Origin of the sequence: Pseudoalteromonas sp. 13-15 (genome assembly GCF_001468205.2) — a bacterium.
Taxonomy (GTDB): domain Bacteria; phylum Pseudomonadota; class Gammaproteobacteria; order Enterobacterales; family Alteromonadaceae; genus Pseudoalteromonas; species Pseudoalteromonas marina.
Map to the genome: position 1 here is coordinate 1,739,168 of NZ_CP019162.1, position 15,020 is coordinate 1,754,187.

A 15,020-nucleotide genomic window follows, 5' to 3' on the forward strand; every position below is an offset into this window, starting at 1 on the left:
TAACTTCTGTCTTAACTGTCACATAAAACGCGTTTGGCGTTGTATGGTTAAGCCTCACGGGTAATTAGTACAAGTTAGCTTAATGGCTCACACCACTTCCACATCTTGCCTATCAACGTTGTAGTCTTCAACGGCCCTTCAGAGACTTTAAAAGTCTAGTGAGAACTCATCTCGAGGCCTGCTTCGCGCTTAGATGCTTTCAGCGCTTATCAGTTCCGAACGTAGCTACCGGGCAATGCCATTGGCATGACAACCCGAACACCAGCGGTTCGTTCACTCCGGTCCTCTCGTACTAGGAGCAACCCCTCTCAATTCTCAAACGCCCACGGCAGATAGGGACCGAACTGTCTCACGACGTTCTAAACCCAGCTCGCGTACCACTTTAAATGGCGAACAGCCATACCCTTGGGACCGACTTCAGCCCCAGGATGTGATGAGCCGACATCGAGGTGCCAAACACCGCCGTCGATATGAACTCTTGGGCGGTATCAGCCTGTTATCCCCGGAGTACCTTTTATCCGTTGAGCGATGGCCCTTCCATTCAGAACCACCGGATCACTATGACCTACTTTCGTACCTGCTCGACGTGTCTGTCTCGCAGTTAAGCTGGCTTCTACCATTACACTAACCGTACGATGTCCGACCGTACTTAGCCAACCTTCGTGCTCCTCCGTTACTCTTTGGGAGGAGACCGCCCCAGTCAAACTACCCACCAGGCACTGTCCGTAACCCCGATTCAGGGGCCAACGTTAGAACATCAAAACTACAAGGGTGGTATTTCAAGGACGACTCCAACAAGACTAGCGTCTCATCTTCAAAGTCTCCCACCTATCCTACACATGTAGGTTCAATGTTCAGTGCCAAGCTGTAGTAAAGGTTCACGGGGTCTTTCCGTCTAGCCGCGGGTACACAGCATCTTCACTGCGATTTCAATTTCACTGAGTCTCGGGTGGAGACAGCGTGGCCATGGTTACACCATTCGTGCAGGTCGGAACTTACCCGACAAGGAATTTCGCTACCTTAGGACCGTTATAGTTACGGCCGCCGTTTACCGGGGCTTCGATCAAGAGCTTCTCCGAAGATAACCCCATCAATTAACCTTCCGGCACCGGGCAGGTGTCACACCGTATACGTCATCTTGCGATTTTGCACAGTGCTGTGTTTTTAATAAACAGTCCCAGCCACCTGGTCACTGCGGCTCCCGTCCGCTTAGAGAGCAAGTCTCATCACAGATAGGAGCGTACCTTCTCCCGAAGTTACGGTACGATTTTGCCTAGTTCCTTCACCCGAGTTCTCTCAAGCGCCTTAGTATTCTCTACCTGACCACCTGTGTCGGTTTGGGGTACGATTCGGTATAATCTGAAGCTTAGAGGCTTTTCCTGGAAGTATGGCATCAGCAACTTCACTACCGTAGTAGCTCGTCTCGTGTCTCAGGTTTAGTGTTCGTCCGGATTTACCTAAACAAACGCCCTACTCACTTTCACATGGACAACCATCGCCATGCTTGCTTAGCCTTCTCCGTCCCCCCATCGCAATTATACCAAGTACGGAAATATTAATCCGTTTCCCATCGACTACGCCTTTCGGCCTCGCCTTAGGGGTCGACTTACCCTACCCTGATTAACATGGGATAGGAACCCTTGGTCTTCCGGCGTGCGGGTTTTTCACCCGCATTATCGTTACTCATGTCAGCATTCGCACTTCTGATACGTCCAGCATACCTCCCGGTACACCTTCAACCGCTTACAGAACGCTCCCCTACCACTCATCCTAAGATGAATCCGCAGCTTCGGTGCATAGTTTAGCCCCGTTACATCTTCCGCGCAGACCGACTCGACCAGTGAGCTATTACGCTTTCTTTAAAGGATGGCTGCTTCTAAGCCAACCTCCTGGCTGTCTGGGCCTTTCCACATCGTTTCCCACTTAACTATGACTTTGGGACCTTAGCTGGCGGTCTGGGTTGTTTCCCTCTTCACGACGGACGTTAGCACCCGCCGTGTGTCTCCCGGATATTACTTTACGGTATTCGGAGTTTGCAAAGGGTTGGTAAGTCGGGATGACCCCCTAGCCTTAACAGTGCTCTACCCCCGTAAGTATTCGTCCGAGGCTCTACCTAAATAGATTTCGGGGAGAACCAGCTATCTCCCGGTTTGATTAGCCTTTCACTCCTAGCCACAGGTCATCCCCTAACTTTTCAACGTTAGTGGGTTCGGTCCTCCAGTTGATGTTACTCAACCTTCAACCTGCCCATGGCTAGATCACCGGGTTTCGGGTCTATACCTTGCAACTATTCGCCCAGTTAAGACTCGGTTTCCCTACGGCTACCCTAATCGGTTAACCTCGCTACAAAATATAAGTCGCTGACCCATTATACAAAAGGTACGCAGTCACAGAACAAGTCTGCTCCTACTGCTTGTACGTACACGGTTTCAGGTTCTATTTCACTCCCCTCACAGGGGTTCTTTTCGCCTTTCCCTCACGGTACTGGTTCACTATCGGTCAGTTGGGAGTATTTAGCCTTAGATGATGGTCCACCTATATTCAGTCAAAGTTTCACGTGCTCCGACCTACTCGATTTCACTTAAAATGTCTTTTCATGTACGGGACTATCACCCTGTATCGTGGCACTTTCCAGAGCCTTCCATTAACACATAATAAGCTTAAGGGCTGTTCCGATTTCGCTCGCCGCTACTTTCGGAATCTCGGTTGATTTCTTTTCCTACGGGTACTTAGATGTTTCAGTTCTCCGCGTTCGCCTCGTTAACCTATGTATTCAGTTAACGATACCTGCAAGCAGGTGGGTTTCCCCATTCGGAAATCCTAGTCTCAAGTGCTTTTTACTAGCTTGACTAGGCTTATCGCAAGTTAATACGTCCTTCATCGCCTCCAACTGCCAAGGCATCCACCGTGTACGCTTAGTCACTTAACCATACAACCCAAACGGGTCTTTGTTTTGTGACAGTTTAACTTCGCCAGAAGTTAATATTGAATACTAAAGTAGATACCAATCAATCAACTCATAAGAGTGATTAAATGGCACTGAATGATACTGCTATCATTCTTTTTTACTTTTGAAAACTCTGTACAAATAACAATGTTATTCATACGAATTTTATTATCAGCTTTTCCAAATTTTTAAAGAGCATATTAATTAACTAAGCCAGTGGCTTAACTAATTAACAATCATCTGTGTGGACACTACGAACAAATAAGTTCTAAATCGTATAAGGAGGTGATCCAGCCCCAGGTTCCCCTAGGGCTACCTTGTTACGACTTCACCCCAGTCATGAATCACTCCGTGGTAAACGTCCTCCCGAGGGTTAGACTATCTACTTCTGGAGCAACCCACTCCCATGGTGTGACGGGCGGTGTGTACAAGGCCCGGGAACGTATTCACCGCGTCATTCTGATACGCGATTACTAGCGATTCCGACTTCATGGAGTCGAGTTGCAGACTCCAATCCGGACTACGACGCACTTTAAGTGATTCGCTTACCTTCGCAGGTTCGCAGCACTCTGTATGCGCCATTGTAGCACGTGTGTAGCCCTACACGTAAGGGCCATGATGACTTGACGTCGTCCCCACCTTCCTCCGGTTTATCACCGGCAGTCTCCTTAGAGTTCTCAGCATTACCTGCTAGCAACTAAGGATAGGGGTTGCGCTCGTTGCGGGACTTAACCCAACATCTCACAACACGAGCTGACGACAGCCATGCAGCACCTGTATCAGAGTTCCCGAAGGCACCAATCTATCTCTAGAAAGTTCTCTGTATGTCAAGTGTAGGTAAGGTTCTTCGCGTTGCATCGAATTAAACCACATGCTCCACCGCTTGTGCGGGCCCCCGTCAATTCATTTGAGTTTTAACCTTGCGGCCGTACTCCCCAGGCGGTCTACTTAATGCGTTAGCTTTGAAAAACAGAACCGAGGTTCCGAGCTTCTAGTAGACATCGTTTACGGCGTGGACTACCGGGGTATCTAATCCCGTTTGCTCCCCACGCTTTCGTACATGAGCGTCAGTGTTGACCCAGGTGGCTGCCTTCGCCATCGGTATTCCTTCAGATCTCTACGCATTTCACCGCTACACCTGAAATTCTACCACCCTCTATCACACTCTAGTTTGCCAGTTCGAAATGCAGTTCCCAGGTTGAGCCCGGGGCTTTCACATCTCGCTTAACAAACCGCCTGCGTACGCTTTACGCCCAGTAATTCCGATTAACGCTCGCACCCTCCGTATTACCGCGGCTGCTGGCACGGAGTTAGCCGGTGCTTCTTCTGTCAGTAACGTCACAGATATGAGGTATTAACTCACACCCTTTCCTCCTGACTGAAAGTGCTTTACAACCCGAAGGCCTTCTTCACACACGCGGCATGGCTGCATCAGGCTTTCGCCCATTGTGCAATATTCCCCACTGCTGCCTCCCGTAGGAGTCTGGACCGTGTCTCAGTTCCAGTGTGGCTGATCATCCTCTCAAACCAGCTAGGGATCGTTGCCTTGGTGAGCCATTACCTCACCAACTAGCTAATCCCACTTGGGCCAATCTAAAGGCGAGAGCCGAAGCCCCCTTTGGTCCGTAGACATTATGCGGTATTAGCAGTCGTTTCCAACTGTTGTCCCCCACCTCAAGGCATGTTCCCAAGCATTACTCACCCGTCCGCCGCTCGTCAGCAAAGTAGCAAGCTACTTTCTGTTACCGCTCGACTTGCATGTGTTAGGCCTGCCGCCAGCGTTCAATCTGAGCCATGATCAAACTCTTCAATTAAAAAGTTTTGTGTCTTTCGACAGCTCAATGAATTCTGAATTTATTTAATATCTTTCGATATTGAATTGACTGTGCTGAATAACTACCTAAGTAATTATTCTGTTGGTCACTCAGTTTCAATTGAGACTCTAATTTGTTTGCCTCACTACCTAAGTAGCTTGGCTGTTAGAACTCAATCTGTACGAGTGCCCACACAGATGATTGCTTTATATTGTTAAAGAACGTTTGAGTTGCCTTAGCGACTCAAGGGAAGCGAATCTTACGCTTTCCTGTATTTTTGTCAACACTTAATTTTAAGTTTTATAAAAATCTAAACTTAAGTTTTACTCGACTCACTAAGTGGTTTGCTTGCCTCGCTAAGCGTTGCCTGCTCTGCCGTCTCAGTGGGGTCGCATTATAGGGAGCCACGAATTTAACGCAAGCCTTTTTTAACTAAAAAAGCGATTTAAATTGCACCCAAAGCAAGCGCACACCCTAAACACAAGTTACTCACAAAACCCTGTGTATAACTTTACTTTTTAAGCTGATTTTCTCTGCTTTAACATCTAAGAGTTATCAATAAAAAAGCACCTTTAATAAAGGTGCTTTTATTTAGCCGAACTTATAGTCAGCTTTTAATATAAAATACTGTATAGCTTTCTACGATATTTAGCTGCGAGCGCATCGCCATCTGGTAGAGAAGCTATTATAGCTAAAAAGCTTGGTTTAGCTTCGTTATAGTTAAGGTCCTTTTGTAGTACTTTGAATAGCACTTCTAAAGCCTCTTCTTTTCTTCCTGCTTCGTTTAATAAAGCACTGAGCTCTTCTTTAAGTTCTAAATCGTTCGGATACTTATCTACTTGCTGTTGCTTTTGTTGTATCTCTGGAGAATCTTTTGCATCTAAAGCAGCTTCGCATTTTGCTTTGATGTTATTGAAGTACGCATCTTGATCTTGCGAATCAATCGTTTCTATTAATGCTTGAGCTTCATCTAATTTGTGAATTTGAATACAAATATCTGCAAGCACTAATTTAATACGTACATTAGTATTATCTATTTCGTATGCTTGCTTTGCATAATTAAACGCTGCATTGAGGTCTGATTTAAGTAGAGCCTGCTTAGCTTGTTCTAATAGCAAATCCTGTTGAGCAGGTAAGTGCTTAGATAGGGCTTCCCGTATTTGTGACTCAGTTTGGGTACCTGCAAGCAAATCGACAGGGGCAGAGTCTTTTAATAGCACAAGCGTAGGCAGCGTTTGTAAGCCAACCTGTTGTGCTAATTGTGAAGCTAATGCTTGCTCTGCATCACAATCTAAATTTGCTATTACTATATGGCTTGTATATTCAGCCGCTATTTTATCTAAAATTGCAGCCTGCCCAATACAATCAGGACTTTGAGGTGAGAAAAAGTTAAGTAATACTAATTTTTGTTGTGATGTTTCCCCAAGGACCTGCTGAAGATTTTGTGCATTAATACTTACTATATTACTCATTGAATTGATTGCCATACTTATCTATTTAGGGTTTTATATGGTGATTAACATAATAAATACAAGTCGTATAACTAAATCACTCGGCATACATAATCAATTAATGAGGCAAATCATGAAACTATCTTACCTTAGCGCTGCATTTTTATTTGCAGCTCCGCTTTTGCAAGCTAAAGGACTTGACCTAGACCTAAACAAAACAATGCCTAGTATTGAAAAGTTTTACCTCGATTTACATCAATCGCCAGAACTTTCATACAGCGAAAAAAAGACAGGTAAAAAAATAGCTAACAAGCTTAATATGCTTGGATTCGAGGTTACAGAAAATGTAGGTGGGTATGGTGTTGTTGGTATTTTTAAAAATGGCAATGGCCCAACAGTTATGATACGCACAGATACGGACGGCTTACCTATTACCGAGCAAACAGGTAAACCCTACGCTTCAACTGTAAAAGTTATTGACGAGCATGGTGCAAAAGTTGGTGTTATGCATGGCTGTGGCCATGATATTCATATGAGCTCATTTATAGGCACTGCCGAGCAACTCATTACTCATAAAAATAAATGGAAAGGTACATTAATGATGGTTGCACAACCTGCAGAAGAGGTTGGAGGTGGAGCTAAAGCGATGCTAAATGAGGGTTTATTTAGTAAATACGCAAAGCCCGACCACGTTATTGCATTGCATGTTAGTGCCAGTGTACCTGCGGGTAAAGTAACTATGAAAAATGAATATACCATGGCAAGTGTGGATTCTGTTGATATTAATATAAAAGGTAAAGGCGGCCATGGCGCGTACCCTCATACCACTATTGACCCGGTAGTTATTTCTGCGCGCACAGTACTTGCTTTGCAAACGATTACAAGTCGCGAACTTTCACCTTTAGAACCATCTGTTATAACAGTCGGCTCTATACATGGCGGCTCTAAACATAATGTTATTTCTGATGAAGTGAAACTGCAACTTACACTGCGTAGTTACAACCCAGATGTACGCAATGCACAAATTGCTGCAATAAAACGCATAACCGCAGGTATTGCGCAAAGCGCAGGGCTAGATGAAAGCGATTACCCTGCTGTTATAGTCCATGAGGATGAATCAATTCCATCTACTTATAATAATCCTTCGCAGACTAATATAGTGCGAAGTGCTATTAAAAATGCGATAGGCGACACAAACGTACTTGAAACCCAAGCCGTAATGGCAGGTGAAGACTTTGGTCTTTATGGCCGTACCGACGAAAATATCCCAATTACATTATTTTGGTTAGGCGGAGTTAACCAACAACAATATGCAAAAGCGATGAAAAATAACGAAACACTTCCTTCATTGCACTCAAGTAAATTTGCACCAGATTATAAAGTAGCTTTACCTACTGGTATAAAAGCCATGAGTAATGCGGCAGTTGCATTATTTAATACAAAATAAATCCCACTTAAGGGCTCAGCCATTAAACTTTTGTTGAGCTCTTTTTATAATTAGATTTTTTAAATGGTGCTTTTTTACTGCGCTTGGCAAAACGATTTTTAGGCGGTGTTTGGGGCAGTTTTGAAAATACATGGCTATCGCAATTAGCTGCTTGCATTACAAAGCCTTCAAGCTCCACCAGCAGCGGTTGTAAAAATTGTTGGTAGCTCATTGCTTGTTGAGCAATGCTGCCTAAACTCGCCTCCCACTTTGCTGTTAAGTCAGGACTTGCTAAACCTTCAGGCAAAACACTAATTAATGCAAGGCCTGTTTCGGTGGCTTTGATTGTTTTGCCTTCACGCTTTAAAAAACGCCGTTTAAATAACAACTCTATAATGCCTGCACGAGTAGCCTCTGTACCTAAACCATCAGTATCTTTTAATATTTTTTTGATATGTGGATCTTTTACATAACGGCTAATCCCCGTCATAGCACCTAGTAAAGTTGCATCAGTAAAATGAGCGGGAGGTGAAGTAAGCTTTTCTACTACATCACCTTGTGTACATACCAGGTCCATCCCTTTTTCAAGGTAAGGTAAAGTAGCCTCTTCTTTTAATTCTGATTTACCCATTAATACCTTAAACCCCAAACTGACTTCTTGTTTAGCGTTGGCTTTAAATAACCCACCAGCAATTGTCACCTCTGCTTTAGTTTCGTTATAAATATAGTCTGGGTAAAACTGAATCAAATAATGCCTACAAATAAGCTGATACACTTTTGCTTCATCCTTGGCTAAGCTAGCTGACTTTAATTGCTTTGCCGTAGGTACTATAGCGTGATGCGCAGCTACTTTTGAGTCATTAAAGCACTTACTGCGCTGCTTATTATTTGCACCATTTACTAACTCCACTTTTTGACCGTCATTAGTTGCAATTGCTTTTAAAATTGAAGGTGCATCTAAATGATGTTCTTTAGGCAAATATCGATTATCTGAGCGAGGATAAGTAATTAATTTATGGCGCTCATAAAGTGTTTGGCAAATATCAAGCACCTGTTGGGCAGCCATACCAAATGCCTTTGCTGCATCTATTTGCAGTGCTGATAGATTATAAGGTAGAGGTGCACTTTGCTTTTTTTGTTTTTGTTCAAGCGATGTCACCTCTCCTGTTTGATTAGTGATACGCGAAGCCACGTTTTCGGCCAATGCTTTATTTAGCACTCGCCCCTCTTCATCTTGATAAGGTTCGCAAGCTTTACTCGGTACCCACTTTGCTTTAAATACCTGCTTCTCAGGAGTAACTAAACTAGCTAGCACCTCATAAAATGGTTTTGATATAAAATTAGCTATTTCTGTGTCACGATTTACCACTAAGCCCAAAATTGGCGTTTGTACGCGCCCAACTGAGAGTACATTACCAAACCCTGCCTTTTGTCCCGCTAAAGTATAAGCCCGAGTGAGGTTCATACCAAAAAGCCAATCAGCTCGTGAACGTGCAAGTGCTGATACACTTAGTGGAATAAATTCCCGATTAGAGTGCATACTACTAAGCGCTTTTTTAACTGCAGCTAAGTTTAAATCGCTTATAAGTAGACGCTGAATACCTTGCTTTTTAGCTTTGCTTATTTTGGCTTGTTCTATCACTTCATCTACAAGTAACTGCCCTTCACGGTCGGGATCTCCAGCATGAACTAACGTTGATGCCTGTTTGATTAGCTTTTTTAAAATAGTTAATTGCTTACGAGTTTTAGGTTTAGCTTTTAACCGCCATTGCTCAGGTACTATAGGGAGATGTTCTAATTGCCATTTTTTATAGCGTTCATCGTAATCATCAGGTTCAGCTTGTTCTAACAAATGGCCAATACACCACGAAACACAATCACCATTGGCGACTTCAATGTAACCGTCGTATTTTTTATGTGGTTTTGGGAGCGCATCTGCAATTGCACGTCCAAGTGATGGTTTTTCTGCGATGTAGAGTTTCATGCGCCGGCCTACAACTGGTTATATAAACAGTAGTTTAGCATAACTATTTTAAAGAGGGAGAGTTTTTGATTTATTGTCAGGTTCAATAAATAGAGACTGGTAATAATTTGTAAACTCAAAGCTGGGCTACTAATCAAGCCCAGCTTTATAATTTGAGCATTACCTCACATCAATAGGGTCTGACTCTTTTGCCTTACCTTGTAATATAGATATTTCAACTCGGCGATTCCGGCGTCGGTCTTCATTTGTCTCGTTAGGCACAAGCGGCCGAGTTTCAGCTCGCCCTACAACCATCATTCGTGTTTTATCAAACCCTTGAACTGTTTGCAATTCGCTAGCAACAGCCACTGCACGCTTAGACGACAAATCCCAGTTATTTACATATAACTCATTTGATACCTGAAAATCATCTGTATGCCCTGATACTGTAATTTCACCTGGTACATCTTTTAAAAGTTCGCCAATGTCTTGAATAATCGGTTTAAACTTAGGTTGTAAAAAAGCACTGCCCGAAGGAAACGAGCCATTTTCTCTAATACGAATAATAATTTGCTGACCTAATGATTCAAGTTCTATTGCACCATCTATTATTTGCCTTTCTAACTGCTGCGCTATTTTTTTAACTAGCTCATTTGTTTGCTCTTGATCTGCAGCGGATATTGCTTGTTCTGATGACTGCTCTTGTGAGGTACTTCTAGATTCACCGCCACGTTTATCGCCTCGCTGTTCTTGCCTGCCGCCCGCTGAACTTTCATCACCAGCCTGAAACTCTAGCATTTGCTGGGTCATTTCAACGGTTTGCTGTTGGATAGTTTCAATTGGTGTAGGCTCTGGCTTACCTGGAGTAAATTCCATAGCGATAACCGATGTCCCTTTTGGGATATCTTTAACTTCGATTTTATTTTGCACACCAAAAGCAAACTTCATAGAACCTGCAATTTGTTTAAATTTAAGTACATCCATTTCTGAGAATGCCAATAAGAGTACAAAAAAGCACATTAATAGCGACATTAAATCAGCAAATGTACCCATCCAAGCAGGCAAACCGGGGGGTGGGCATTTGCACTCTTCATCAGACATGGTTACTCCTCGGTATCAACTTTACGTTTAGACTCAGCCAAGTAGTTTTTCAAAATACCTTCAATAACTTTGGGGTTTTGACCATCTTGAATTCCTAAAATAGCATCAAGAATTAAACGCTGATTCATCGCTTCTTCGTCTTTACGCAGCTCGAGTTTTACCTGAATCGGAATTGCTACTACATTCGCCAAAAATGCACCATACAAAGTGGTCAATAGTGCCACAGCCATTGCAGGTCCAATAGCTTTGGGGTCGTCCATGTTTGATAACATGGCAACGAGGCCTATCAATGTACCAATCATTCCCATTGCGGGAGCTATGTCGGCAAGTGCTTTAAATAAGCCAGCACCTAGTTCATGACGGGTGGTGGTTAGGGAAATATCTTTTTGAAGTGTGGCGCGTACAACATCTGCGTCATGACCGTCAACAAGCATGTCAACGCCTTTACGCATAAATGGGTTTGGGATTTCAGCTTCTTCGAGCGCTAAAAAGCCACCTTTACGAGCAGAGTCCGCAAGCTCTACTGCTTTTTCTATTAACTCTTCAGGCGACTCAATTTTAAACATGAATGCCTTACCAACCACCTTACCTATCCCTAAAAACTGAGACATAGTAAAGTTTGATAAAACAATAAACAGCGAGCCACCAAATACAATTACACTTGAAGGCGCATCGGCAAACATGCCCATTTCACCGCTACTACTCATAAACATAGACATGACAATTAAGCCTATTGCGCCTAGGATCCCTATTATGGTTGCTAAATCCACATTTCCTCCAGAGATTTCATGTTTAAATGCCTTATCATAAACTTTTTATTATTAACTGCTTATCGGCAACATACTGAATTGCTTAAGTCATTTTTGAAAATAAACATAAAAGTTATATTTATTATTTTATATCAAGTTAGACGCTCTGCCTAATTATCGAGTTTTCCTGACTAATAACACTGATTAACACGCGATTAATCGTGCTAAATGTAAAAAACTCATATCATCCTTTGACCTAGTTTAGCATTCCCCCTAAAATTGGCTCCTAAATTTATCATGTAAGCTGAAATAAAGATGGCGACTAAAAAACCTGAAAACTTAAGTTTCGAAAAAGCACTAGAAGAATTATCAACAATTGTTAGTGAAATGGAACAAGGTGATTTATCGCTTGAACAATCATTAAAGCAGTTCGAGCGTGGTATTGCACTCGCTGGTGCGTCATCTGAAAAACTACAGCAAGCAGAACAAAAAGTTTCTATTTTAATGGGCAATAGCGAAAAGTCAGCACTTACAAACTTTAATAATGATATGGAATAGTTGTGAGCATAAAAGACTATATTGAACGTGCTCAAATAGATGTAGCTACTACACTCAATAGCTACTTTGAACAACCGCTCGATAGCGATAAAACAATAAAAGAAGCCACTCATTACTGCTTATTTAATGGTGGAAAAAGGCTGCGCCCTTTTTTGGTGTACGCTGTTGGTGAAATGCTAGGCGCTAAAAAAAGTGACTTAGACGTTTTGGCTGCAGCCATAGAATGCATTCATAGTTATTCATTAGTACATGACGACCTACCAGCTATGGATGATGACGATTTACGCCGCGGCTACCCCACTTGCCATATTGTGTATGGCGAAGCGCAAGCCATTTTAGCGGGTGATGCATTACAAACTCTCGCCTTTGAACTTATAGCCACACATAACTTTAATTGCTCAGCGCAGTCACAAGTAAAAATGATTGCAGCACTTGCGCATGCATCAGGTATTGAAGGAATGGTGGCAGGACAAGGTTTAGACATTGCCGCAACTGACAAAGTTGTTTCTGTACAAGAGCTTGAGCGCATCCATAAGTTAAAAACCGGTGCACTAATTAACTGTGCTATAACACTAGGTGCACTGTGCAGTGAAAAAGCAGATGAACAAACTTTAGAAAACTTGAGCGTTTTTGGGTATGCTATAGGGCTGGCATTTCAAGTACACGACGATATTTTAGACGTGGAAGGTGACACCTTTATATTAGGTAAACCACAAGGCTCAGATATAGAAGCGAATAAAGCGACATACCCGGCGTTATTAGGTATGCTAGGCGCTAAAGAAAAGGCGCAAAATTTAATAACACAAGCCCACGAAGCGTTAGCACTTATTGATGCAGATACTACGCTTCTTGCGTCGCTAGCAAATTACCTTATTGAACGTGACCACTAGTCACAGTTTAAGCGTATTGCAAATAGCACTGACATTATTACTTAACATTCGTTGTTCACTCCCATTTGAAAGCGAATGTGATCGAAGGATATAAAAAAGCCATGACACTTGATAGTAGCAAGTATCCATTACTTAACTTGGTTGACAAACCAGCTCAATTACGAGACTTAGCGCAAGATAAACTTCCCGAGTTTAGCAATGAGCTACGTGAGTATTTACTTAACTCTGTATCGCAAAGTAGCGGTCATTTAGCGTCTGGTTTAGGCACAGTTGAGCTTACAGTTGCACTTCATTATGTATATAACACACCAGAAGATCGTGTAGTGTGGGATGTTGGGCATCAAGCCTACCCGCATAAGATCTTAACGGGTCGCCGCGACCAAATGCATACTATTCGCCAAAAGGATGGTCTGCACCCATTCCCATTTAGAGATGAAAGTGACTACGACACATTCAGTGTTGGCCATTCTAGCACCTCAATTTCTGCAGCTTTGGGCATGTCAATTGCTGCGCATAAAGAAGGCGCAGGGCGTAAAACGGTTGCAGTTATTGGTGATGGCGCTATTACTGCGGGTATGGCATTTGAGGCGATGAACCATTTAGGCGATGTAAAATCAGACATGCTTATTATTCTAAATGATAACGAAATGTCGATTTCAGAAAACGTTGGCGCATTAACCAACCACTTTGCGCGTATTCTATCTGGTAGCTTTTACACCAACATTCGCGAAGGAAGTAAAAAGTTACTGTCTGGCGTACCGCCTGTTAAAGAGCTTGCCAGCAGAATGGAAGAGCATCTTAAAGGCATGGTTATCCCTGGTACGTTTTTTGAAGAACTTGGCTTAAATTATATTGGCCCAATTGATGGGCACGATGTAAACATGCTGGTTGATACATTACGTAATATGCGTAATTTAAAAGGCCCACAACTTCTTCATATAAAAACGCAAAAAGGTAAGGGTTACAAGCCAGCTGAAGCCGACCCTATTGGTTACCACGGCGTCCCTAAGTTTGATCCAAACACATCTAGCTTGCCTAAATCAAAACCGGGCGCCCCTACATTTTCAAAAGTATTTGGCGACTGGCTATGCGACATGGCGCAGCAAGATGATAAGTTAATGGCTATCACTCCTGCCATGCGTGAAGGCTCGGGCATGGTGCGCTTTTCAAAAGAACATGCTGATAAGTATTTTGACGTCGCGATTGCTGAACAACATGCCGTAACTCTAGCCGCAGGTTTTGCATGTGAAGGCTTAAAGCCTGTTGTTGCTATCTATTCAAGCTTTTTACAGCGCGCATACGATCAGCTCATTCACGATGTTGCATTACAAAACCTCCCTGTATTATTTGCCATTGACCGAGCAGGTATTGTTGGTGCCGATGGCGAAACACATCAAGGCGCATACGATCTCAGCTTTATGCGTTGTATACCTAATATGGTTATTATGGCACCTAGCGATACAAATGAATGCCGCCAAATGTTGTACACCGGTTACAAAGCTAATTGCCCGGTTGCTGTTCGTTACCCTCGCGGAAGCGCTGGTACGGCAGATATTCAGAGCGATATGCAACTTTTCGAAATTGGTAAAGCAAATACAATAAAAGAAGGTTCAAAGATTGCCATTTTGTCATTTGGTACATTGCTTGAAAACGCACAACTTGCTGCAAATGAACTTAATGCAACGCTTGTTAACATGCGCTTTATAAAGCCGCTTGATACTTCACTGTTAAACGACATTATTAAAAATCATGATGTCATTGTTACACTTGAAGATAATGCCATTGCCGGTGGTGCAGGCTCTGCGGTTAACGAATACTTAGCCAGCCAGCAGGCCAATGTTAAAATACTTAACTTAGGTATTCCTGATGAGTTTATTAAGCACGGCACGCAAGACGAAATGCACGATGAAATGGACTTAGGCGAGCAAGGTATTTTAAGTTCAATAAGGTCATTTACTGCTTAGTTAATTATTTTAACTGTTTATAAAAAGGAGCCTGTTGGCTCCTTTTTCGTTTTTATCATTATTTTTTGCATCCAATTTAACTTTTAAGCCGTTATTGCTGTGAGGTTAACATGTAAATAATCAGTGCTGCTTAGTCTGTGCTTTATAAGCAAGCCCT

8 protein-coding genes and 2 rRNA genes are annotated in these 15,020 nt (G+C 42.8%); 4 read left to right on the forward strand and 6 right to left on the reverse strand.

The window, feature by feature from the left end; genetic code table 11:
- Positions 1-43 precede the first annotated feature (43 nt).
- The 3 genes from ATS72_RS08060 to ATS72_RS08070 form a co-directional block, all read right to left on the reverse strand.
- Positions 44-2,929, reverse strand: a 23S ribosomal RNA gene (locus tag ATS72_RS08060).
- Positions 2,930-3,225: 296 nt separating this feature from the next.
- A 16S ribosomal RNA gene (locus ATS72_RS08065) occupies positions 3,226-4,761 on the reverse strand.
- Together the 16S and 23S rRNA genes form the textbook arrangement of a ribosomal RNA operon.
- A gap of 614 nt (positions 4,762-5,375) precedes the next feature.
- Positions 5,376-6,233: a tetratricopeptide repeat protein gene (locus ATS72_RS08070; RefSeq protein ID WP_006794254.1), complete on the reverse strand. Its 858-nt coding sequence runs from the start codon at positions 6,231-6,233 to the stop codon at positions 5,376-5,378.
- A 112-nt stretch (positions 6,234-6,345) separates the two neighbouring features.
- On the opposite strand from ATS72_RS08070, the gene ATS72_RS08075 reads away from it, so the two are divergent.
- A complete protein-coding gene (locus ATS72_RS08075) occupies positions 6,346-7,659 on the forward strand; it encodes a M20 metallopeptidase family protein (RefSeq protein ID WP_058430267.1) in 1,314 nt (437 codons plus the stop codon).
- Positions 7,660-7,681: 22 nt separating this feature from the next.
- Here the strand turns inward: ATS72_RS08075 and ATS72_RS08080 are convergent, their stop codons facing one another.
- From ATS72_RS08080 to pomA, 3 genes are all read right to left on the reverse strand, one after another.
- Entirely contained in the window at positions 7,682-9,622 is a 1,941-nt protein-coding gene (locus tag ATS72_RS08080) for a DNA topoisomerase III (RefSeq protein WP_058430266.1), read from the reverse strand.
- A gap of 159 nt (positions 9,623-9,781) precedes the next feature.
- A complete protein-coding gene (locus ATS72_RS08085; RefSeq protein WP_006794258.1) occupies positions 9,782-10,702 on the reverse strand; it encodes a flagellar motor protein MotB in 921 nt (306 codons plus the stop codon).
- A gap of 2 nt (positions 10,703-10,704) precedes the next feature.
- Complete coding sequence (gene pomA, locus ATS72_RS08090; protein ID WP_008132143.1) at positions 10,705-11,472, reverse strand: flagellar motor protein PomA; 768 nt, start codon at positions 11,470-11,472, stop codon at positions 10,705-10,707.
- Between the two features lie 294 nt (positions 11,473-11,766).
- Between pomA and ATS72_RS08095 the strand changes: the two genes are divergently transcribed.
- The 3 genes from ATS72_RS08095 (at position 11,767) to dxs (ending at position 14,863) form a co-directional block, all read left to right on the forward strand.
- The gene (locus ATS72_RS08095) at positions 11,767-12,009 is read left to right on the forward strand and encodes an exodeoxyribonuclease VII small subunit (RefSeq protein ID WP_006794260.1); all 243 of its coding nucleotides are present in this window, start codon (positions 11,767-11,769) and stop codon (positions 12,007-12,009) included.
- A gap of 2 nt (positions 12,010-12,011) precedes the next feature.
- Complete coding sequence (gene ispA / locus ATS72_RS08100) at positions 12,012-12,899, forward strand: (2E,6E)-farnesyl diphosphate synthase (protein WP_058430265.1); 888 nt, start codon at positions 12,012-12,014, stop codon at positions 12,897-12,899.
- Between the two features lie 101 nt (positions 12,900-13,000).
- The gene (dxs, locus tag ATS72_RS08105; protein WP_058430264.1) at positions 13,001-14,863 is read left to right on the forward strand and encodes a 1-deoxy-D-xylulose-5-phosphate synthase; all 1,863 of its coding nucleotides are present in this window, start codon (positions 13,001-13,003) and stop codon (positions 14,861-14,863) included.
- The last annotated feature ends 157 nt before the right edge of the window (positions 14,864-15,020 follow it).

Bases quoted from the DNA above. Each gene is read 5' to 3' on its own strand.
- ATS72_RS08095 (WP_006794260.1), top strand. From the start codon at position 11,767: ATGGCGACTAAAAAACCTGAAAACTTAAGTTTCGAAAAAGCACTAGAA.
- ATS72_RS08085 (WP_006794258.1), bottom strand. From the start codon at position 10,702: ATGTCTGATGAAGAGTGCAAATGCCCACCCCCCGGTTTGCCTGCTTGG.
- ATS72_RS08075 (WP_058430267.1), top strand. From the start codon at position 6,346: ATGAAACTATCTTACCTTAGCGCTGCATTTTTATTTGCAGCTCCGCTT.
- dxs (WP_058430264.1), top strand. From the start codon at position 13,001: ATGACACTTGATAGTAGCAAGTATCCATTACTTAACTTGGTTGACAAA.
- ATS72_RS08070 (WP_006794254.1), bottom strand. From the start codon at position 6,233: ATGAGTAATATAGTAAGTATTAATGCACAAAATCTTCAGCAGGTCCTT.
- ATS72_RS08080 (WP_058430266.1), bottom strand. From the start codon at position 9,622: ATGAAACTCTACATCGCAGAAAAACCATCACTTGGACGTGCAATTGCA.